The organism is Haloferax prahovense, from assembly GCF_000723845.1.
Classification (GTDB): Archaea; Halobacteriota; Halobacteria; order Halobacteriales; family Haloferacaceae; genus Haloferax; species Haloferax prahovense.
The window spans coordinates 2,028,594-2,047,069 of record NZ_LK053000.1 but is presented as its reverse complement, the minus strand read 5'-3'; the positions used below and the strand labels follow the sequence as shown (position 1 = coordinate 2,047,069).

The window sequence follows — 18,476 nt, the reverse complement described above, 5'->3', positions numbered from 1 at the left end:
CGAACTATAGAGAGTACGTATGCGAACCCGTTACTCGACACCGAGTTCATCATCGGGCTTTTTTATCAGTCACTCGTAGGCGACGCCATGAGAAACGCAAAAATCGTCTGCACCCTCGGTCCCGCGTCCTTCGACCGGGAGACGATTCGCGGGCTCGCCGACGCCGGCATGAGCGTCGCCCGGATGAACGCGAGCCACGGCAACGTCGAACACCGGTCCGACGTCATCGACAGCATCCGCGCCGTCGACGACGCGACCGACGAACCGCTCGCGGCCATGCTCGACCTGCAGGGCCCCGAGGTACGAACCGCCGACATCGACGAGGACATCTACCTCGAAACCGGAAGCGAGGTCCGCTTCTACGAGGGCGACGACGCCACGCCTGAGGCCGTCGGCCTGTCGTACTCCATCACCGCCGCGGAGTCCGGCGACACCATCCTCCTCGACGACGGCCGCATCGAAGCCACCGTCGAGCGCGTCGAGGACGACTCGGTCCACGCGACCATCGTCTCCGGCGGGAAGCTCAGTTCGCGTAAGGGCGTGAACGTCCCCGGCGTCGACCTCGACATCGACCTCATCACCGACTCCGACTACGAGAACCTGAAGCTCGCCGCCAAGAAGGAAGTCGACTACGTCGCCGCCTCGTTCATCCGCGACGCGGAGGACGTTTACACCATCAGCGACACCCTCGAGAACCTCGGCGCGGAGATTCCCATCATCGCCAAAATCGAGCGCGCCGGCGCGGTCGAGAATCTCGACGAAATCATCCAGGCGGCCCACGGCGTGATGGTCGCTCGGGGCGACCTCGGCGTCGAGTGCCCTCTCGAAGAGGTTCCCATCATCCAGAAGCGCACCATCCGCAAAGCGCAGGCCGCGGGCGCGCCGGTCATCACCGCGACCGAGATGCTCGACTCGATGGTCCGCTCGCGCCGCCCGACCCGCGCGGAGGCGTCCGACGTGGCCAACGCCGTCCTCGACGGCACCGACGCCGTGATGCTCTCCGGCGAGACCGCCGTCGGCGACCACCCCGTCCGCGTCGTCGAGACGATGTCCCGCATCGTCGAGGAAGTCGAAGAGAGCCCCGAGTACGACGAGAGCCAAGAACAGCGCGTCCCGACCGCCGACGAGGGCTCCCGCACCGAGGCGCTGGCTCGCTCGGCGCGCTACCTCGCCCGCGACGTGAACGCCGCGGCCGTCGTCGCCGTCTCCGAGTCCGGTTACACCGCCCGGAAGACCGCGAAGTTCCGCCCCGGCGTCCCCGTCGTCGCCGTCACGCCGAACGACCGGACGCGCCGTCAGCTCGCCGTCTCGTGGGGCGTCTCGGCGCAGTACGCCGACTACAGCCCGAGCGTGGAGGGCGTCATGGACGACGCCGTCACCGCCGCGCTCGACGCCGGCGTCGCGGAGTCCGGCGACACCATCGTCGTCCTCTCCGGCATGATGACGGAGCTCGAAGGAACGAACACGACGAACATGCTCAAGGTCCACGTCGCCGCCGAGCCCGTCGCCACGGGTCGGAAAATCGTCAGCGGCCGGGTCGCCGGTCCCCTCTACCGCACCGAGGACGGCGACCTCACGGACGTGCCCGAGGGCGCGATTCTCGCGCTGTCCGCCGAGTTCGACGGCGAGTTCAACGGCGACGCCGACAAGCTCGCCGGCATCGTCGACGCCCGCGCGGGCATGACCGGCTACCCGGCGCTCGTCGCGCGCGAACTCGACATCCCGATGGTGTCGGGCGCGCCGCTCCCGAAGACCATCAAACAGGGCGCGACCGTCACGCTCCACGCCGAACGCGGCATCGTCTACGAGGGCGACGTCATCAGCCACGACCGCGGCAACCGGAAGTAGTGCGGTAGCCCTTTCCGGCCGCGACGCCTACCCACGATTCGATGTCCCGCGCACCCTCTCCCGAGGCCGAAGACGACCGCGACGGCGACGGCGAGTGGCGCTTCGGCGTCGACGACGTCGGCCCCGACGGCATCGTCGACGACGAACCCGAGATCGAACAGCTCCCCATCGAGCCCGGGTCACCGCGGGCCGAAAACGTCGCGTTCGTTTTCCTCGGCGTCCTCCTCGCTGTCGGGCTCATCGTCATCACCGTGTTCCCGGGCGCGGTCTGACCGCCCCACGGCGCGCCGGTCGCGAGCCGCCGCGAGGTCCGGGCTTCGACCATCCGACTTTCCGTTTTGATAATCGGGACTGTTGATTTATGTGACCCCGAGGGGAACCACCGTCAACCCCCCCGACCGGGACACACCAAATGAGTTACGCAGTCCGCGCACCCTCCGTGTTGGTCGCCGCGTTGATTCTCCTCGCGGCGCTCTGGGTTCCGACGCCCGCAGTCGCCGCCGACGAGCCGACCGCGTCGTTCGGCGAGGACGTTACCACCGTCACCCGCGGCGACGTCGTCGAGATACGCGTCCAGCACTCCCAGCCGGGCACGCTCCACATCGGCGGCGACGGCTACGGCTACCACCTGACCGTCGCCCTCGTCGGGTCGGGAACGACCACCCTGACCATCGACACCTACAACTCGACTGGCGCGCCCGAGACGTACGTCTCCGGTGGCGGCAACAAGACGCTCCACACCGGCCACCTCAGCGAGCCGATCGAGCCGGCGACGTACATGATGAACGTCACCATCGACGGCGTCGAACGCGCCATCGGCCAACTCGACGTCACGGAGCGCGGGAACACGTCGGCAACGACCAACGTCGCGCCCGCGAGCCTGAACGACTCCGACTCGTCGGTGTCGCCCGGGGACGTTCGGGGCGTGATGACCGAGCGGACAACCGTCGCCAAGGGCGACCTCGCGGTCGTCCGCCTCAACGAGAGCGGACTCGAGTCGGCGCTGAACCCGGACGACGTGACCGGCGGCGCGAACGCACGCGGCATCGAAATCACGCTGAATCAGCTCGAAGTCCGGCCGAACCGAGAACAACAGACGTTCCTCGCGACGCCGGAAAACGGGACGACGGTCGTCACCGACTTCGAAAACGACGAGGTGTTCGTCGTCTGGGACACCTCGGAACTCCCGCTGGAAGGTGACACCGAGGAGTACGAACTGCAGGTGACGCTCCGCGGCGACCACAGCGACTTCGTCGACGAGGACACCATCACGGCGCGCTCGCGGGTGCGACTCGTCGAACCGACCGTCTCCATCGAGGTGCGAAACGAGACGGTGTACCCGTGGGAGTCACTGCGGGTGAACGTCACCGGCGAGACCACCCTCGCGCCGAACAGCGTCGTCGAACTCCGGGCGCGCGCCCCCGGGCAGCCGTTCTTGAAGCTCGTGCCGATGACGGTCACGGCGAACCGGACCGTCTCGCAGAACCTCACGTTCGCGCCCGATGACCGCGGGCTCACGTTCCCGCTTTGGGTGCGCGACTACCGTGACGAGACCGAACACACGATGCGCATCCTCGACTCCGAGGCGAACCTCCGGTTCGTCGACCAGGAGACCGACGGGACGTTCGTCACCATCAGCCGGGTGAACCTCTCGGTCGGCGGATTCGTCGCCGTCGAGACCGCCGACGAGGAGCCGCTGGGGACGAGCGCGTATCTCCCGCCGGGGACGCACCAGAACGTCGTCGTGGAGTTCGACCGTCGGCAGTTGGTCGACGCGGAGTTGCTCGCCATCGCCTACGCGGACCGCGACCGCGACGGGAACTTCTCGGTCGCGGTCGACGCGCCGTACCGGACCGCTACCGACGGTAATGGTACCGACGGCAACGCGACCGCGGACGACAACGAGACGGTCGGCACCATCGTCGCCGACGACGCGATGGTCCGGCTCGAACCCGGCGCGAAGACGCCGACACCGACGGCCACGCCGACCGCGACGCCAACAGAAGCGACCGCAGAAACGACAACTGAGACGCCGTTCCCGGTCGTCGAACGGACGCCGCTGGAACCGGCCGCCGCCGGAACGAACACTGGAATCCCGTTCTCGCCGGGGCTGACGGTCGTCGCGCTCGTCCTCACCGGACTGGCCGCGCGGCGACTGCGACGCTGACGAACACCGAGGCGATAAGATGACACACGACCGACGCGGACACGACCGACGACCCGCCCCCGACGGACCGGAGGGACGCGAACAGTGACGAGACTCGTCGAACTCGAACCGACGAAGTTCGTCCACTTCCTCTCGGACCTCTGGACCCAACGGAACTGGCAGACGAACGCCCAGCCCCGAGGCGAAGGTCGATACCTCGTACAGGGGCAGCGCGGCGACGGCACGAAAGGGCTCATGCTCGTGCTCCCGTCCGTCGAGACGACGGTGGGAACGGGGCACGTCAAGGGGTTCGTCGCGCACGCGAAAAAACGCGGCATCGACACCGTCGTCGTCGCCACGCAGGGCGAGTTCGACGACTCGGTCCGCGGGTTCGCCACGAACCACGACGTGACGCTGCTCGACCGCGAGGAACTCGGCGAGACCGTCGCCGACGAGGGGCTCGAACAGACCGTCAAACAGTACACGGACGGCGACGTGTTCGAGACGGCAGAGGTCGAGTTCGGCCTGCCGTTCGACCTGCCCGAACCGGTCGAGGAGGCGTTGGCGTCGCTCCCGATAGCCGCTCTCCGCGAACGGCTCGCCGGACTCACCGGCGGCGGGGGCGACGGCGGCGATTCTTCGGGCGACTCGCTCCGCGACAGGCTGCCGTCGTCGGTCGACGACCTGAAATCGGGGTCGCCGCCGAGCGTCCGCGTGGTCGTCGTCGCCGTCCTGTTGCTCGTCCTCGCGCTCGGCTCTGTGGCCGCGCTCGGGCCGATGGTGGACGGACTCGGCGGGTCGAGCGGCGGCGGAAGCGGCGTCGCCGTCTCCGCGCTCTCGGGCGCGAGCACCGACTCGGCCGACCTGGTCGCCCGGTGGAACGCGCGGACGGCAGACTCGCTTCAGGTGGGTAACCAAACGTACGCCGCGCCGGAGGGAGAGCGGTTCGTCGTCGTCGGACTCAATGCGACGGCCGCGAGCGGCTCACCCGGGAACCTACCGCAGTCGGCGCTCGTGTTCGAGTCTGACGGCGTCAGCTACGGTCACCAGCCGCTGTCGAACGCGACCGGCTTCGACAACGGCGCGCTGTTCGCTCCCGGCGAGAGCACGCACGTCTGGACCGTCTTCGCCGTGCCGACGAACGCGACCACCGGGACCGTCCTCGTCCAGCCGACGAACGAGGACACCGTGGCGTTCGTCCACGACGACACCGTCTCGACCGACCCGAACGGCGACGACTGAGCGCGGGCGAGTCCGACCCGCCACGGGAATCGCGCACCGACCGCGGCCGCCGCGACGAATTCGACCCTCAATCCTTAATCGGACGACGACCCTAGAGCCGGTATGGCATACCTGCCGTTCCCGTTACAGACCGGTCTCATCACCCCCGAGACGCTTCCGCTGTTGCTCGTGCTCGCGGGTCTCGGCCTGTCACTCGCGGAGGCCATCGCCCCCGGCGCACACTTCGTCGTCCTCGGCGTCGCCCTCCTCGCGGCGGGGCTGGCCGGCCTCCTCATCGCGCCGCTCTCGGGCCCGCTCGCGCTCGCCTTCCTCGTGTTGGTCTTCGGCGCGCTCGCACTCTACGGCTATCGAGAGCTCGATTTCTACGGCGGGAAAGGAGAGGGAAAGACGAGCGACTCGGACGCGTTAACGGGGAAGATGGGGCGCGTCACGGAGCGCGTCACGCCGACCAGCGGCGAGGTCAAACTCGACGAGGGCGGCTTTAACCCCTACTACGCCGCCCGCTCCGTCCACGGCGAACTGGAGGAGGGAACCGAAGTCATCGTCGTCGACCCCGGCGGCGGCAACGTCGTGACCGTCGAGGGAGTCGGCCCCGGCGAAGACGAAATCGACCGCGAACTCGCCCGCGAGCGGGCGCGGCAGCGACGCGAGGAGTCCGCGGAGCGGGAAGAAGAACTCGAACGAGAGGGCACCGAAGGCGTCTGATCGGCGGCCGCCGCACGCCAACCGGCGCGGTTCGGGCCGACTACGCCCTCGTCGCCGCCGAAATCGTCCGACGTGACGGCCGCACCACACGAATACTTATCATTCGTCCAACCCAACACGGGCGTATGGACTTACTTGCCCTCCAGGCGGGACTGGGCATCGGAGGCGTCGTCGTCGGCCTCCTCGTGCTCGTCCTCGCCATCGTGACGGTGTATCAGATGGTCGAAATCGTGGACGCCTACGAGAAGAAGGCGCTCACGGTGTTCGGGGAGTACCGACGCCTCCTCGAACCGGGTATCAACTTCATCCCGCCGTTCGTCTCTCGGACCTACGCGTTCGACATGCGGACCCAGACGCTCGACGTGCCCCGACAGGAAGCCATCACGCGCGACAACTCGCCGGTGACCGCCGACGCCGTCGTCTACATCAAGGTGATGGACGCGAAGAAGGCGTTCCTCGAGGTCGACAACTACAAGCGCGCCGTCTCCAACCTCGCCCAGACGACCCTCCGGGCCGTCCTCGGCGACATGGAACTCGACGACACGCTCAACAAGCGCCAGGAGATCAACGCGCGCATCCGCAAGGAACTCGACGAGCCGACCGACGAGTGGGGCGTCCGCGTGGAGTCCGTCGAAGTCCGCGAGGTCAACCCCAGCGCCGACGTGCAGCAGGCGATGGAACAACAGACCTCCGCCGAGCGCCGCCGCCGCGCCATGATTCTCGAAGCGCAGGGTGAGCGACGCTCCGCCGTCGAGACCGCGGAGGGTGAAAAGCAGTCGAACATCATCCGCGCGCAGGGTGAAAAGCAGTCGCAGATTCTCGAAGCGCAGGGTGACGCAATCTCGACGGTCCTCCGCGCGAAATCCGCCGAGTCGATGGGCGAGCGCGCCATCATCGACAAGGGCATGGAGACGCTCGAACGCATCGGACAGGGCGAGTCGACGACGTTCGTCCTCCCGCAGGAGCTCACGTCGCTCGTCGGCCGCTACGGCAAACAGCTCACCGGCTCCGACGTGCAGGACATGGAAGGCCTCTCCAGCAAGCAGTTCGACGAGGAGACCCGCGAACTCATCGGGCTCGACGACATCGAGGAGATTCTCGGCCAGATAGACCAGGCCGCCGAGATGGACGTCGAACAGCTCGAACAGGAAGCCGAAGCCATCAAGGCGGGCGCGGAGGTCAACGACATCAAGTCGCCCGACGAGGTCATCGCCGAGGCCGACGAGGAAGAAGAACCCATCAAGTCGTCCGACGAGGTCGTCGCCGAAAGCGAGGGCGCCGACGGCGCGGCCGCGACCGGCGGGTCGTCGGACACGGAGACCGCGAGCAACGGGCAACCGGCCGCCGAAGAGGACGGCGACGACGACGAAAGCGAGATGTCCTTCGAGAAGGACCTCGAATAGTCGCGTCGGCCGACCGTCCCGGATTCGGACGGGTGTAAATGCCGAAGCCCTTTTCTTCGCGCCGTCTCGTATGTGGGAGTAGATGTCGAACCGCCGGGTAGACGAAGACAAGCGCGCGACCCTCCGTCGGTTCGCCGCGCTCGGGGCCGCCACGCCGCTCGTGGGCCTCGGGGGTGGCGACGACAGCGAGGACGACTCGTCCGGGTCGAGCGACGCGCGGGACGCTATCGTCGGCTACGTCGCGTCCACGCCCGGCGCGCACTTCTCGAAGGTCCGCGACGACCTCAAGTTGGGAACCGGAGAGACGCAGTACCACCTCCGAAACCTCGTCGACGACGACACGCTCGAAGTGCGCCGCGACGGCGACTACAAGCGATTTTTCCCCGCGAGTCGGTTCTCCGAGTTCGAGCAGGTCGCGCTCGGCTATCTCCGCCGTGACACGCCGCGCGGGATGCTCGTTCACCTGCTTCGCGACCCCGACGCGACGGGGAGCGAACTCGCCGACCGCCTCGGCGTCTCGCGGGCGACGGTGAGCACGTACGCGAAGAAACTCGACGCCGTGGGGCTCCTCTCGCGCGAGGACGGCTACGCGGTCCGCAACCCCGAGACGGTCATCACGCTCCTGATTCGCTACGCCGACTCCTTCGGCTCCGACGCCGCGGCGTTCGCCGACGACGCGGCCGAACTCATCCGGTTCGACCCCTGACGAGATCGGACGAGTCGAGGCCGGCAGTCGAGACGGGCGATTGACGCTGTACCGTGTGACGGTTCCGTGTCCGTTCCGACTCGTAGCGGCGGCGCTGGGACGCGAGAAAACCCGAAAAAACGGGGATGGAACGACGTGTGGGTGGGAGACGACGGCGTTCCGGGTGGGGTGGCGCGATGGAGGACGCGCCGGGGTGCACGCCGAGGACGGCGTGCGGCGGGGCCTGAGTGAAACGTCAGCGGGGACTCAGACGGTCACCTTCCACGTGGTGCCCGAGGAGTAGCCCCACTTCTCGACGCTCACGTCGAAGTCGCCGTCGAGGATGGGGCGCATGTTCGCGCCGACCTCCTTCGCCGAGAGGTCGAGGTCGTCGGCGATGAGGCGGGACTTGAAGTACGTCTTCGCCCCGGCGTTGGAGCGGAGGTAGTCGAGGATGCGGCGCTGTTTCTCCGAGAGACTGCGGTTGGCGTCGAGGACCTCGCCCTCGACTGCGGTCGCGGAGGCGGTCGTGCTCATACCTACACAGAGAGACGAGACGCCTATCAGGGGTTTGGTACGGGAGCTTAACACGGCGTTGTCTTGCGATTTCAACCGAAAACGAGCCGTCCGGACGGCTCCACCGAGCCGTCGCAGGTACAGTCGCCTAACACCCACGCGGCCCGGACACACCAACGAGGGAACAGGCCGGACGCATCGGAGCGCGTCGGGGCGGGGGCGCGCCGGGGCGCATCGAAGCGGCCGTCGAACACCCGAACGTTCCGAACTGTCCGTCTCACGGACCGTATCTGTTCCAAGACAGAAAATTCATACGCGGATAGCGGCCATACGACGACAATGGGTCGCCCGACAGAACGACGCCCGGCCGCCGCGACCGCGGCCGGCGTCGAAGTGAGCGTCGTCCTCCCCGCCTACAACGAGGCGCGGACCATCGAGAACACGGTCCGCGTCACCGTCGAGACGCTCGAATCGTTCCTCCCCGCCGACGCCTTCGAAGTCATCGTGGCCGAAGACGGCTGCGACGACGAGACGCCGGAGATAGCCGACCGGTTGGCCGCCGAGGACGACCGGATTCGCCACTACCACAGCGACGACCGCCTCGGTCGCGGCGGCGCGCTCGAACGCGCCTTCGAGGCCGCACGCGGCGACACGCTCGTCTACTTCGACACGGACCTCGCCACGGACATGCGACACCTCGAAGAGCTGGTCGAGCGCGTCCGCTCCGGCGAGTACGACGCCGCGACCGGGTCGCGCTGGATGCCCGACCGCGTCGCCGACCGTCCGCGGAAACGCGGCGTGCCGAGTCGCGCCTACAACGGCCTCGTCCGCCTGTTTCTCCGCTCGGACCTCCGCGACCACCAGTGCGGCTTCAAGGCGTTCAGCCGCGAGGCGTTCGAGGCGCTCCGCGACGACGTAGAGGACAACCACTGGTTTTGGGACACGGAGATGCTCGTCCGCGCCCAGCGCGCGGGCTTTCGGGTCGCCGAGTTCCCCGTCGACTGGGAGCCGAAAGGCGACACGAAAGTCGACCTCGTCCGCGACATCCTCGGGATGGGAAGCCAGATTCTCCGGACGTGGTGGCAGCTCACGGTCCGGCCCCGCATCACCCGCCGGGTGACCATCGTCGCCGGCCTGCTTTTGACCGTCCTCGCGCTCGCGCTGATGACGCTCTACATCGACCCCTCGGAAGTCATCACGGTCCTCGGCGACGCCGACCCCGCGCTCGTCGCGGCGGCCGCGATAATCTACGTCGTCTCGTGGCCGCTCCGGGGGATTCGCTACCGCGACATCCTCGCCGAACTCGGCTACCGCGAGAAGGCGGGGTTCCTCACGGGGGCGATATTCATCAGTCAGACCGGGAACCTCGTGTTCCCCGCCCGCGCGGGCGACGCCGTGCGCGCCTACGTCGTGAAGGCGCGCCGGAACATCCCGTATCCCTCGGGCTTCGCGTCGCTCGCGGTCGAGCGCGTCTTCGACCTGCTCACCATCGCGGGGCTCGCGGGCGTCGTCCTCGTCGGCCTCGCGGCCACCGGCGGCCTCGATGACATCGCCACGGTGCTGGCGACCGGCGTGAGCGGCGGCTCGGTCGACGTGTCCGCCGACGACGTGCGCACCGTCGCCTACGTCGCCACCGGCGTCGGCGTCGTCGCCATCCTCGGCGTCATCGGTATCGCGCTGTCGGCCCGCGCGGACCGGAACGTCGTCCGGGCGTTCGTCGGCCGGTTCTCGTCGGACTCCTACGTCGAACTCGTCGCGGGCGTCATCGAGCAGTTCGTCTCCGACCTGCAGGCGGTCGCCGGCAACCGCGCCGCCTTCGGCCGCGTCGGCCTGACGAGCCTCGCCATCTGGACCGTCGACGTGGTGACAGCCGTCGTCGTCCTGCTCGCGCTCGGCGTCGACATCGACCCCGTCGTCCTCGTCGGCGTCTCGTTTTTCGCCGTGAGCGTCGGCAACCTCGCGAAGGTGCTTCCGCTCTCGCCCGGCGGCGTCGGCCTCTACGAAATCGCCTTCACGGTGTTCATGGCCGCCCTCGCGCCGATTACGCCCGCCGCCGCGCTCGCCGCGGCGGTCCTCGACCACGCCGTCAAAAACGCCGTCACCATCGTCGGCGGCGTCGCGTCGATGCTGTCGCTCAACGTCTCGTTGACGACCGCGGTCGAAGAGAGCGCCGACGTGCGCGACCGCGAGCACGAACTCGCCGAGTCGGAGTAACGGAGCGACTCAGTACAGTTCACACCGGAAGGGCGCGAACGCGCCCGTCACGGCCGATTCGAGCGCGTCGGTTCGGGTGAGCCGGCCGCCGGTGAACACGCCGGCCGCGCCCTCGTTTTTCGCGATGTCGTCGGTGCCGAGCACGTCGTCCATCACCGGCCCGAGTTCCTCGCCCGCGTCGATGCGGTCCGCGATGCGGTCGGGGAGCGCAAGGCTCGGGCCCGCCGCGCGACCGACGCGCTCGCCGTCGGTCACGGCCGCCCACATCACGAGATACGTGTCCCGCCCGTCGGTGCCGTCGCCGGCCGGGAAGGTCGCGACGCCGCCTTCGATGCCGACGCCGAAGTCGTAGTCGCCCGCGTCGAGGGCTCGTTTCGCGCGGGTGACCGCGCCCGCGATGGTCTCGTCGTTTCCCGTCGGCTGTTCGGAGACGCCGGAGTCGACGGCGACCGCCGCCACGGAGGCGTCGGGGCAGGTTCGTTCGACCGCGCGCCGCTTCACCGGGTTGCCGCTTCCGACCGCGATGTCCATGTCGATAGCGCGTCGCCCGGTTATTTCCCTTCGTCGGATTCGGTCGCGGTCGTGCCCGCCCACGGCTCGGGGAGGTCGGCGTCGGGGTGCAGCAGTCTCGCGAGGCGGTCGACGCCGGAGACGACGGCGGGGCTCGGCTGATTGAGAAGCGAGTCGTCGACGGCGTGGACCGCGGCGTCGAGGTTCCACCCGCGGGCCTCGAACGCCTCGGGGTCGCCGCGTTCGCCCTTCCCGCAGGGGTGGAGAACCACGTGGTCGGGGTCGGCGGCCGCGACGGTCTCGGGGTCGACTTCGGCGGACCGCTCGCCGGGCGCAACGAACGGGGCAGAGCCGCCGGCGGCGCGGACGAGGTCGGGGACCCAGTTGCCGGCGGCCATCGGCGGGTCGGCCCACTCCTCGCAGTAGACGGTCGAGTGGTCGCGGTCGGCGACCGCGTCGGCGACGCGGGCGAGGTGGTCGCGGCAGTCCTCGGCGAGCGTCGCGCCGGCGCTGGCGTCGCCCGCGGCGTCGCAGACGACGGGAAACGAGTCGAACACCTCGGCGAGCGTCGCGGGCGCGACGTGGAACACGTCGTAGCCGCGGTCGCGGGCCGCCGCCGCGACGTCCGACTGGAGGTCGTCGCAGGTGCAGACGGCGTCGGCGTCGAGTTCGTCGACTCGGTCGAAATCTGGGTTCAGCCAGCCGCCGACGACCGGCTTGTCGGTCGGCGAGTGAACGGTCGCCCCGACGACGTGAGCGTCGAGACCGGCGGCATCGAGGATGGCCGTCGCGCTCGGCGCGAGCGAGACGACGCGGGGGTGGGCGGCCATGCGTAGTCGTGGCAACGCCCCTTCGAGAAAAGTATGTATCGCGTCACGGTCGGCGAGAAGCCGCCGCTGAGTGACCGGTGAATCGCCGAATCCCTCACGAACCTCAATTGTCCGTGTGACCGTCTCACACGTACAAACGACGCCGCTGGCCGAAAGCGATACCAAACCATTTATGCGGTCGTCTGCGGTTGCTGGTGTTACGGACAGCATCCGGGTTCTAGCCGCCTCTAACCACCCCCTCCCGGAGCACCCGCCGTCGTATCCATGAGTGAACGAATCTGGACCCGAAACCCCGGCGCACAGGAGCAGGAACGAAACACGCAGAACGGCCGACAGGAGGCCGAAACCGAACAGGAAGACACGAAGGGCGACACGCTGCAGTGTCCCGAGTGTGGCGGTCACGTCGTCACCGACGACGAACACGGTGAGACCGTCTGTAACGACTGCGGCCTCGTCGTGACCGCGGACTCCGTCGACCGCGGCCCCGAGTGGCGCGCGTTCGACGCCCGCGAGAAAGACGAGAAGTCCCGCGTCGGCGCGCCGACGACCAACACGATGCACGACAAGGGCCTGTCGACGAACATCGACTGGCGCGACCGCGACGCGTACGGGAACTCCCTCGGCGCGCGCCAGCGCCAGAAGATGCAGCGGCTCCGTAAGTGGAACGAGCGGTTCCGCACCCGCGACTCCAAAGAGCGCAACCTCAAGCAGGCGCTCGGCGAAATCGACCGCATGGCCTCCGCGCTCGGCCTGCCCGAGAACGTCCGCGAGACGGCGTCGGTCATCTACCGCCGCGCGCTCGACGACGACCTCCTGCCCGGCCGCTCCATCGAGGGCGTCGCCACGTCGTGTACCTACGCCGCCGCCCGCATGGCCGGCGTCCCGCGCTCGCTCGACGAAATCGCAGAGGTCTCGCGCGTCGAGAAGAGCGAGGTCGCCCGCACCTACCGCTACATCGCCCGCGAACTCTCGCTGGAGGTCAAGCCCGCCGACCCCGAGCAGTACGTCCCGCGGTTCGCCAGCGAACTCGGCCTCTCCGACGAGTCGAAGATGCGCGCGCGCCAACTCCTGAAGAACGCCAAGGAAAAGGGCGTCCACTCGGGTAAGTCGCCGGTCGGCCTGGCCGCCGCCGCCGTCTACGCCGCCGCCCTCCTCACCAACGAGAAGACCACGCAGGCCGCCGTCAGCGACGTGGCCGACATCTCCGAGGTCACCATCCGCAACCGCTACCACGAGCTCCTCGAAGCCGAGGAGAACCTCGGCCTCGTCTGAGCACGCGCCGGACGACCGCGCCGGACGGCGGTTCGAATCGGACGAGACGACTCGATTTTCGGTTATTCGCTCATCAGCGGCGGCGCTGGTCGGGACGAGTGGCCGGCCGGAGCTTCGAACCGCGCGGACCGCGACGCGGGACCGACCGGCTCCGTACCGAGGCGAAGGGTTTTGTTTCGGGGCGAACACGTCCGTACGATGCGCACGACTCACGCCCTCACGGTGGGCGACGCCGCCGACACCGGACTCGCCGACGAGAGCGTGAACCTCGTCGTCACGTCGCCGCCGTACCCCATGATAGAGATGTGGGACGACCTCTTTTCGGCGCGCGACGACGCCATCGCGGCGGCGCTCGACGAGGGCGACGGCGACGCGGCGTTCGAGGCGATGCACGAGCAGCTCGACGCCGTCTGGGACGAGGTGGCCCGCGTGCTCGCCCCCGGCGGGCTGGCTTGCGTGAACGTCGGCGACGCGACCCGGAGCCTCGACGGGTCGTTTCGCCAGTACCCCAACCACGCCCGCGTGCTCACCGCGCTCGGCGAGCGCGGGCTGACGCCGCTTCCGGACGCCGTCTGGCGCAAGCCGACCAACAGTCTGACGAAGTTCATGGGGTCGGGAACGCTTCCGACGAACGCCTACGTCACGCTCGAACACGAGTACGTGCTTGTGGTCCGCAAGGGCGAAGCGCGGTCGTTCCCGCCGGGCGACGACCGGCGCTACGAGAGCGCCTTCTTCTGGGAGGAGCGAAACCGCTGGTTCTCCGACCTCTGGGAGTTCGGCGGAACCGACCAGCGCCTCGATTCGGGCACTAGAGAGCGCTCGGCGGCGTTCCCCGTCGAGCTTCCGCTCCGGCTGATTCGGATGTACTCCGTCTACGGCGACACCGTCTTCGACCCCTTCGCCGGGACCGGGACGACGACGCTCGCGGCCATGCTCGCGGGCCGAAACTCGGTCGGCTACGACCTCGACGCCGACCTCGTCTCCGGGTTCGAAACGCGGCTCGACGACCTCCCGGAACGCTCGCGCGCGGAGGTCGAACGCCGGCTCGACGACCACCGGGAGTTCGTCGCCGACCGCGACGAGCGCCCCGGCCACGACGCCGAGCACTACGACTTCCCGGTCGTGACGAAACAGGAGCGTCGCATCCGTCTGTACCGCGTGTCGTCGGTCGAGGCGTCGGCCGACGGGTCGGACCGCGAGTTCGTCGTCGAACACGAACCGCACGACGGACCCGGGGCAGCCAACGCCGCGGGAACGCCGCCGACTTCGGAAGACGCGCAGACGACCGACTAACCTCGAAACGCTCTAATCAGGGGTGTTCGAACGCGTACGGTCAGGATTCGGTTCGGTTGACTGACTATCCGATAATCCAGACGTTTAAGAGTGCGGACGACGACGCCAACGAACAATGCCCGATGCTCGTCGTCGCGCGTTCGTCGCAGCCCTCGTCGGCGTGGTTGGTGCCTCGCTCGGAATCGCCGGGGCGGGCCACGTCTACCTCCGCGAGTGGCGACGTGCGATTGCGTGGTTCACCTTCGTCGTCGGCGCGGGGCTGGTGTTGCTCTCGACGTTCGCCGACCCGGCGACCGTGACCGTGGACTCGGTTCCGAGAGAGGTGCTGATTCCCGTCCTCGGACTGCTGTTCCTGAGCGCGCTCGACGCCTACCGCGTCGGGATTCGCCCCCGCGGCCGCAACGCGAACGGCGAGCCGACCTGTCCGGTCTGCGGCGGCGAACTCGACCGAAACCTCGACTTCTGTCCGTGGTGTGCGACGGAACTCGAATGGTACACGGTCGAAACATAAAGGCGCTCCCGTCGGCGGCCCGCCTCGAAAAAACGGTTCTCCGGAATTACTTCTCGATGATGCTCTCTTCGACGGCCTCGCCGAAGTGGCGAGCCGTGTCCTCGTAGTAGATGAGCATCTCGTCGCCGGGTTCGAGGTCCGTGACCGCGGTTCGTCCCTCGCGGGTGTGAACCTTGATGGTCTCGGCGTTCTGCAGGAGCGTGGTGACGCGGTCGCCCTCGTAGTCGGCGGAGATTCGGAACATCGGTCGCTTTTCTATCTTCACGCGCCCGACGATGGCCTCGCGGGTGTTCCCGTTCGTGTCGATGAGCTGCACCTCGTCGCCGCTTTCGAGTTCGGAGAGGTAGACGGTGCCGCCGTCGGGAGTCCGCGCGTAGGCGTGGACCGCGCCGGCGTTGACCCTGAACGGCCGAGACGCGACGTACGGGGATTTCGCCGTCTCGGCGTGGACAAAGAAAAGGCCGCGAGCCATCGAGCCGACGAGCATCCCCTCGTCGTGGTCCATGATGGTGCCCGTGTCGACGCAGACGCGGTCGGCCATGCCCGTGCGTTCGACCTCCGTGACCTCGGCCCAGACGAGGTCGAGCGACTCGCGTTCGGCCTCGTCGCGGACCTCGACGGTCTTTCGAATCTCGTCGGGGTCGTCGCTGTCGAGGAGGACGCCGTCGGAGCCGAGTTCGAGCGTCTCGAAGGCGGTTTTGGCCTCCTCGGCGGTCGTGACGCCAGCGATAAGGTCGGTCTCGTCGCCGATGCGGGCGATGAGGTTCTCCAGCGGGATGATGGTCCAGTCCTCACCGATGACGATAGTGTAGTCGCCGTCGCGAGCGGCCTCCTCGGCGAACGCCTCGTAGTCCTTACTCAGGATGCGGACGTACGACCCGTTTGCGAGGTCGTCGCCGCGGCGGAGCGTCGTCAAGTCGGCAGAACCGGAGAAGTCGGAGGGGAGTTCGACGGTCGCGTCGCCCTCGCCGTCCTTGCCGACGATGTAGGCGTCGGCGAGCGCCTCGGGGTCCGCGTCGTCTTCTTCCGCTTCCATCACGTGGACGTCGGCGTCGGTCCGAAACGCGGCGATGTTGACGTCGCCGAGTTCGCGCACCTTCTCGACGTCGGCCTCGTCGACGAGAACCCAGTCGACGCCGGCTTCCAGTCCGGCCGTGATGCGTCGCTTCCGCGTCTCCCAGTCGCCGACCGCGTCGTCGGCTTTGAGCCAGACGCTTCGTGTCATTATCGACTTCACTCGGTGGGTGGGCTTGAACGTGGCGAATGAATCAACGGACGGCGAACGGGTCCCGGCGGGTCGGTGCGGCCGCACCCCGCCAATTCTATATCGCGCTATACGATTTATTTTAGGTATCCGGTCCCAACTTCGAGGTTGAACGACCGATTCGAACGCGCTGACGCGAACCCGAGACTTCGGGCTGTTGGGTCCGGAAAACGGGTTCGTAGAGCACACGGTGGTTACGGCCGAGTTCGGAGGGTAACTCCCGCGGTCGAATCGAAGACTTCGACCGGGGGTGTCGAGTCCAAAACCCGCTCTGATAGGACGATGACTGAGACGCAGTTCGGAACGAAATTTCGCGGTCAAACCGATTGTGATGCCCGAACCTCCGACGGGTTGGGAGACGAGTTCGACCGGGCTGTCGCGGTACTGACTCACAGACACAGAATAGGTCGGAACCGTACACGCACCACCCGACATTCCGCACGAAACTCCGGGGGTAAGTGGGAAAGACGCACGTCCGTCGTCCGTCGCCGTCATCGACAGAGGACCGGTGACGCAGGTCGCGTTTCGGGAACGGTACGCCGTCGCCGACGCAGAAAGACGGAGCAATCGAATGCGGGCCCGAATCCGTTGGACCGTTCGGCGAGCGCCGGGGAAGTCGAACTGTGTTGGGTTCGACCGAGAGTCGTCGAGAAATACTACCCGCGCGCGGCGTTTCCCGACCAAATCGAAGCCCGATAAACCAGTTACGGCGATATAAAATCAGTCAGAACGCGTCAAGCCCCGTCTGGACTGCGCCGCGCTCGTGGTCGAGGAGCGCGCGCTTCAGTTCGACGCCGCCAGCGGCGGAGAAGCCGCCGAGGGAGTCCGCTCCGACGACGCGGTGACACGGGACGACGAGCGGGACCGGGTTCCGCCCGCAGGCCTGGCCGACGGCGACCGCGTGGCTGTCGAGTTCGGCCGCGACCTCGCCGTAGGTTCGCGTCTCGCCGTACGGAATCGACGCCATGACGCGCATCACCTCGCCGGTGAACGAGTCGGGAAACCGAACGTCCGCGTCGAACTCGCGGCGCTCCCCGCGTTCGTACTCGGCGAGCTGTGTTCGGAGCGAGTCGGTCGAACATCCGAGAAGTCGTTCGTCCACGGCGACCGCGAACTCCCACATCGTGACGCGCATGCTCGGGGTTCGCGCTCGGCGGGTATCTATCTGTAGGCTGGATGCCGAAGGAAGCCGAAAACAGAAACGTCGTCCGAAGAGGGCCGCGTTACGCTTCGATACCGAGGCCGGCGCGTTCGAGGGCCGTATCGGCGTCGGCGTCGTCGTGGATGACGGCGCTCACGGCGCGGGTGATGGCTCCGGGGTTCTCGTGTTGGAAGATGGAACGGCCCATCGAGACGCCGGCCGCGCCGGCGTCCATCGTGCCGCGGACCATCTCGACCGTCTCGCGGTCGGTACCGCGGCTCCCGCCGGCGATGACGACCGGCAGGCGCGTGGCCTCGACGACGCGGCCGAAGGAGTCTGCGTCGCCGCTGTAGGCCGTCTTCACCACGTCGGCACCGACTTCCTCGGCGAGGCGAACGGCGTGGGCGAGCGCCTCGGGGTCCTGTTCGTCGATGCCGGGGCCGCGGGCGTAGGACATCGCGAGGACGGGCACGCCGAAGTCGGCGGCGCGGGAACAGAGGTCGGCGAGCTGGGTCATCTGGTCGGGCTCGTAGTTCGAGCCGACGTTGATGTGGAAGGAGACGGCGTCGGCACCGACGCGGAGGGCGTCTTCGACGGTACCGGTGAGTCGCTTGTCGTTTTCGTCCGGGCCGATGACGGTCGAGCCGTTGACGTGGACGATGTATCCTTTGCCGTTTTTGTTCGGGTGGACGCGCGGGGCCGTGCCCTTGTGCGTGAGGACGGCGTCAGCGCCGCCGCGCGTGATGCCGTCGATGGTGGATTCGATGTCGACGAGGCCCGTGACCGGGCCGAGGGTGATGCCGTGGTCCATCGGGACGATGAGGTATCGCCCGTCTGTGGAGATGCGTTCGAGTCGTGCGGAGAGTCCGATGTCTGTGTTCATGTATGAGAAAGGG

At 68.0% G+C, this 18,476-nt stretch carries 17 protein-coding genes; 11 read left to right on the top strand and 6 right to left on the bottom strand.

The features are described from left to right. The first annotated feature begins 87 nt into the window (after positions 1–87). From pyk to BN984_RS10285, 7 genes are all read left to right on the top strand, one after another. Positions 88–1,848, top strand: a complete 1,761-nt coding sequence (pyk, locus tag BN984_RS10315; protein ID WP_008092276.1) for a pyruvate kinase — start codon at positions 88–90, stop codon at positions 1,846–1,848. Between the two features lie 41 nt (positions 1,849–1,889). Further along, entirely contained in the window at positions 1,890–2,120 is a 231-nt protein-coding gene (locus tag BN984_RS10310) for a DUF7312 domain-containing protein (protein ID WP_004972634.1), read from the top strand. 140 nt (positions 2,121–2,260) lie between these two features. Continuing rightward, positions 2,261–4,015, top strand: coding sequence for a DUF7282 domain-containing protein (locus BN984_RS10305; RefSeq protein WP_049968162.1), 1,755 nt, complete (start codon positions 2,261–2,263; stop codon positions 4,013–4,015). A gap of 84 nt (positions 4,016–4,099) precedes the next feature. After that, positions 4,100–5,236, top strand: a complete 1,137-nt coding sequence (locus BN984_RS10300; RefSeq protein WP_008092274.1) for a restriction endonuclease — start codon at positions 4,100–4,102, stop codon at positions 5,234–5,236. Positions 5,237–5,338: 102 nt separating this feature from the next. Next, positions 5,339–5,941 (top strand): NfeD family protein, encoded by a 603-nt coding sequence (locus tag BN984_RS10295; RefSeq protein WP_008092273.1) that lies wholly within the window; start codon positions 5,339–5,341, stop codon positions 5,939–5,941. 125 nt (positions 5,942–6,066) lie between these two features. Then, the gene (locus BN984_RS10290) at positions 6,067–7,344 is read left to right on the top strand and encodes an SPFH domain-containing protein (RefSeq protein ID WP_049968161.1); all 1,278 of its coding nucleotides are present in this window, start codon (positions 6,067–6,069) and stop codon (positions 7,342–7,344) included. An 82-nt stretch (positions 7,345–7,426) separates the two neighbouring features. Continuing rightward, positions 7,427–8,050, top strand: a complete 624-nt coding sequence (locus BN984_RS10285) for a winged helix-turn-helix transcriptional regulator (RefSeq protein WP_004972642.1) — start codon at positions 7,427–7,429, stop codon at positions 8,048–8,050. Between the two features lie 246 nt (positions 8,051–8,296). Here the strand turns inward: BN984_RS10285 and BN984_RS10280 are convergent, their stop codons facing one another. Next, complete coding sequence (locus tag BN984_RS10280) at positions 8,297–8,566, bottom strand: DUF7123 family protein (protein WP_004972643.1); 270 nt, start codon at positions 8,564–8,566, stop codon at positions 8,297–8,299. A gap of 318 nt (positions 8,567–8,884) precedes the next feature. Between BN984_RS10280 and aglD the strand changes: the two genes are divergently transcribed. Continuing rightward, positions 8,885–10,759, top strand: coding sequence for a flippase domain-containing glycosyltransferase AglD (aglD, locus tag BN984_RS10275; RefSeq protein WP_049968160.1), 1,875 nt, complete (start codon positions 8,885–8,887; stop codon positions 10,757–10,759). A 9-nt stretch (positions 10,760–10,768) separates the two neighbouring features. Here the strand turns inward: aglD and yjjX are convergent, their stop codons facing one another. Together yjjX and BN984_RS10265 are read right to left on the bottom strand one after the other, a co-directional pair. After that, entirely contained in the window at positions 10,769–11,290 is a 522-nt protein-coding gene (yjjX, locus tag BN984_RS10270) for an inosine/xanthosine triphosphatase (protein ID WP_049968159.1), read from the bottom strand. A 20-nt stretch (positions 11,291–11,310) separates the two neighbouring features. After that, a complete protein-coding gene (locus BN984_RS10265; protein WP_049968158.1) occupies positions 11,311–12,099 on the bottom strand; it encodes a helical backbone metal receptor in 789 nt (262 codons plus the stop codon). A 264-nt stretch (positions 12,100–12,363) separates the two neighbouring features. Here BN984_RS10265 and BN984_RS10260 point away from each other — a divergent pair, with 264 nt between their 5' ends. The 3 genes from BN984_RS10260 (at position 12,364) to BN984_RS10250 (ending at position 15,175) form a co-directional block, all read left to right on the top strand. Then, positions 12,364–13,371 (top strand): transcription initiation factor IIB, encoded by a 1,008-nt coding sequence (locus BN984_RS10260; RefSeq protein ID WP_004971221.1) that lies wholly within the window; start codon positions 12,364–12,366, stop codon positions 13,369–13,371. 198 nt (positions 13,372–13,569) lie between these two features. Next, a complete protein-coding gene (locus tag BN984_RS10255) occupies positions 13,570–14,664 on the top strand; it encodes a DNA-methyltransferase (protein WP_008092266.1) in 1,095 nt (364 codons plus the stop codon). A gap of 115 nt (positions 14,665–14,779) precedes the next feature. Further along, positions 14,780–15,175, top strand: coding sequence for a DUF7575 domain-containing protein (locus BN984_RS10250; RefSeq protein ID WP_008092253.1), 396 nt, complete (start codon positions 14,780–14,782; stop codon positions 15,173–15,175). Between the two features lie 46 nt (positions 15,176–15,221). Here the strand turns inward: BN984_RS10250 and BN984_RS10245 are convergent, their stop codons facing one another. From BN984_RS10245 to BN984_RS10235, 3 genes are all read right to left on the bottom strand, one after another. After that, positions 15,222–16,400, bottom strand: coding sequence for a 3-dehydroquinate synthase II (locus BN984_RS10245; RefSeq protein ID WP_004972657.1), 1,179 nt, complete (start codon positions 16,398–16,400; stop codon positions 15,222–15,224). Positions 16,401–17,163: 763 nt separating this feature from the next. Beyond that, entirely contained in the window at positions 17,164–17,574 is a 411-nt protein-coding gene (locus BN984_RS10240; protein WP_008092251.1) for a methylated-DNA--[protein]-cysteine S-methyltransferase, read from the bottom strand. 88 nt (positions 17,575–17,662) lie between these two features. Next, the gene (locus tag BN984_RS10235) at positions 17,663–18,463 is read right to left on the bottom strand and encodes a 2-amino-3,7-dideoxy-D-threo-hept-6-ulosonate synthase (protein WP_049968157.1); all 801 of its coding nucleotides are present in this window, start codon (positions 18,461–18,463) and stop codon (positions 17,663–17,665) included. Positions 18,464–18,476: the final 13 nt, after the last annotated feature.

What these genes read in the sequence shown, in the direction of transcription:
- BN984_RS10245 (WP_004972657.1), bottom strand. Translation starts at nt 16,400, where the DNA reads ATGACACGAAGCGTCTGGCTCAAAGCCGACGACGCGGTCGGCGACTGG.
- BN984_RS10255 (WP_008092266.1), top strand. Translation starts at nt 13,570, where the DNA reads ATGCGCACGACTCACGCCCTCACGGTGGGCGACGCCGCCGACACCGGA.
- BN984_RS10265 (WP_049968158.1), bottom strand. Translation starts at nt 12,099, where the DNA reads ATGGCCGCCCACCCCCGCGTCGTCTCGCTCGCGCCGAGCGCGACGGCC.
- BN984_RS10295 (WP_008092273.1), top strand. Translation starts at nt 5,339, where the DNA reads ATGGCATACCTGCCGTTCCCGTTACAGACCGGTCTCATCACCCCCGAG.
- aglD (WP_049968160.1), top strand. Translation starts at nt 8,885, where the DNA reads ATGGGTCGCCCGACAGAACGACGCCCGGCCGCCGCGACCGCGGCCGGC.
- BN984_RS10260 (WP_004971221.1), top strand. Translation starts at nt 12,364, where the DNA reads ATGAGTGAACGAATCTGGACCCGAAACCCCGGCGCACAGGAGCAGGAA.
- BN984_RS10235 (WP_049968157.1), bottom strand. Translation starts at nt 18,463, where the DNA reads ATGAACACAGACATCGGACTCTCCGCACGACTCGAACGCATCTCCACA.
- BN984_RS10290 (WP_049968161.1), top strand. Translation starts at nt 6,067, where the DNA reads ATGGACTTACTTGCCCTCCAGGCGGGACTGGGCATCGGAGGCGTCGTC.
- BN984_RS10240 (WP_008092251.1), bottom strand. Translation starts at nt 17,574, where the DNA reads ATGCGCGTCACGATGTGGGAGTTCGCGGTCGCCGTGGACGAACGACTT.
- pyk (WP_008092276.1), top strand. Translation starts at nt 88, where the DNA reads ATGAGAAACGCAAAAATCGTCTGCACCCTCGGTCCCGCGTCCTTCGAC.
- BN984_RS10250 (WP_008092253.1), top strand. Translation starts at nt 14,780, where the DNA reads ATGCCCGATGCTCGTCGTCGCGCGTTCGTCGCAGCCCTCGTCGGCGTG.
- BN984_RS10285 (WP_004972642.1), top strand. Translation starts at nt 7,427, where the DNA reads ATGTCGAACCGCCGGGTAGACGAAGACAAGCGCGCGACCCTCCGTCGG.
- yjjX (WP_049968159.1), bottom strand. Translation starts at nt 11,290, where the DNA reads ATGGACATCGCGGTCGGAAGCGGCAACCCGGTGAAGCGGCGCGCGGTC.
- BN984_RS10305 (WP_049968162.1), top strand. Translation starts at nt 2,261, where the DNA reads ATGAGTTACGCAGTCCGCGCACCCTCCGTGTTGGTCGCCGCGTTGATT.
- BN984_RS10310 (WP_004972634.1), top strand. Translation starts at nt 1,890, where the DNA reads ATGTCCCGCGCACCCTCTCCCGAGGCCGAAGACGACCGCGACGGCGAC.
- BN984_RS10280 (WP_004972643.1), bottom strand. Translation starts at nt 8,566, where the DNA reads ATGAGCACGACCGCCTCCGCGACCGCAGTCGAGGGCGAGGTCCTCGAC.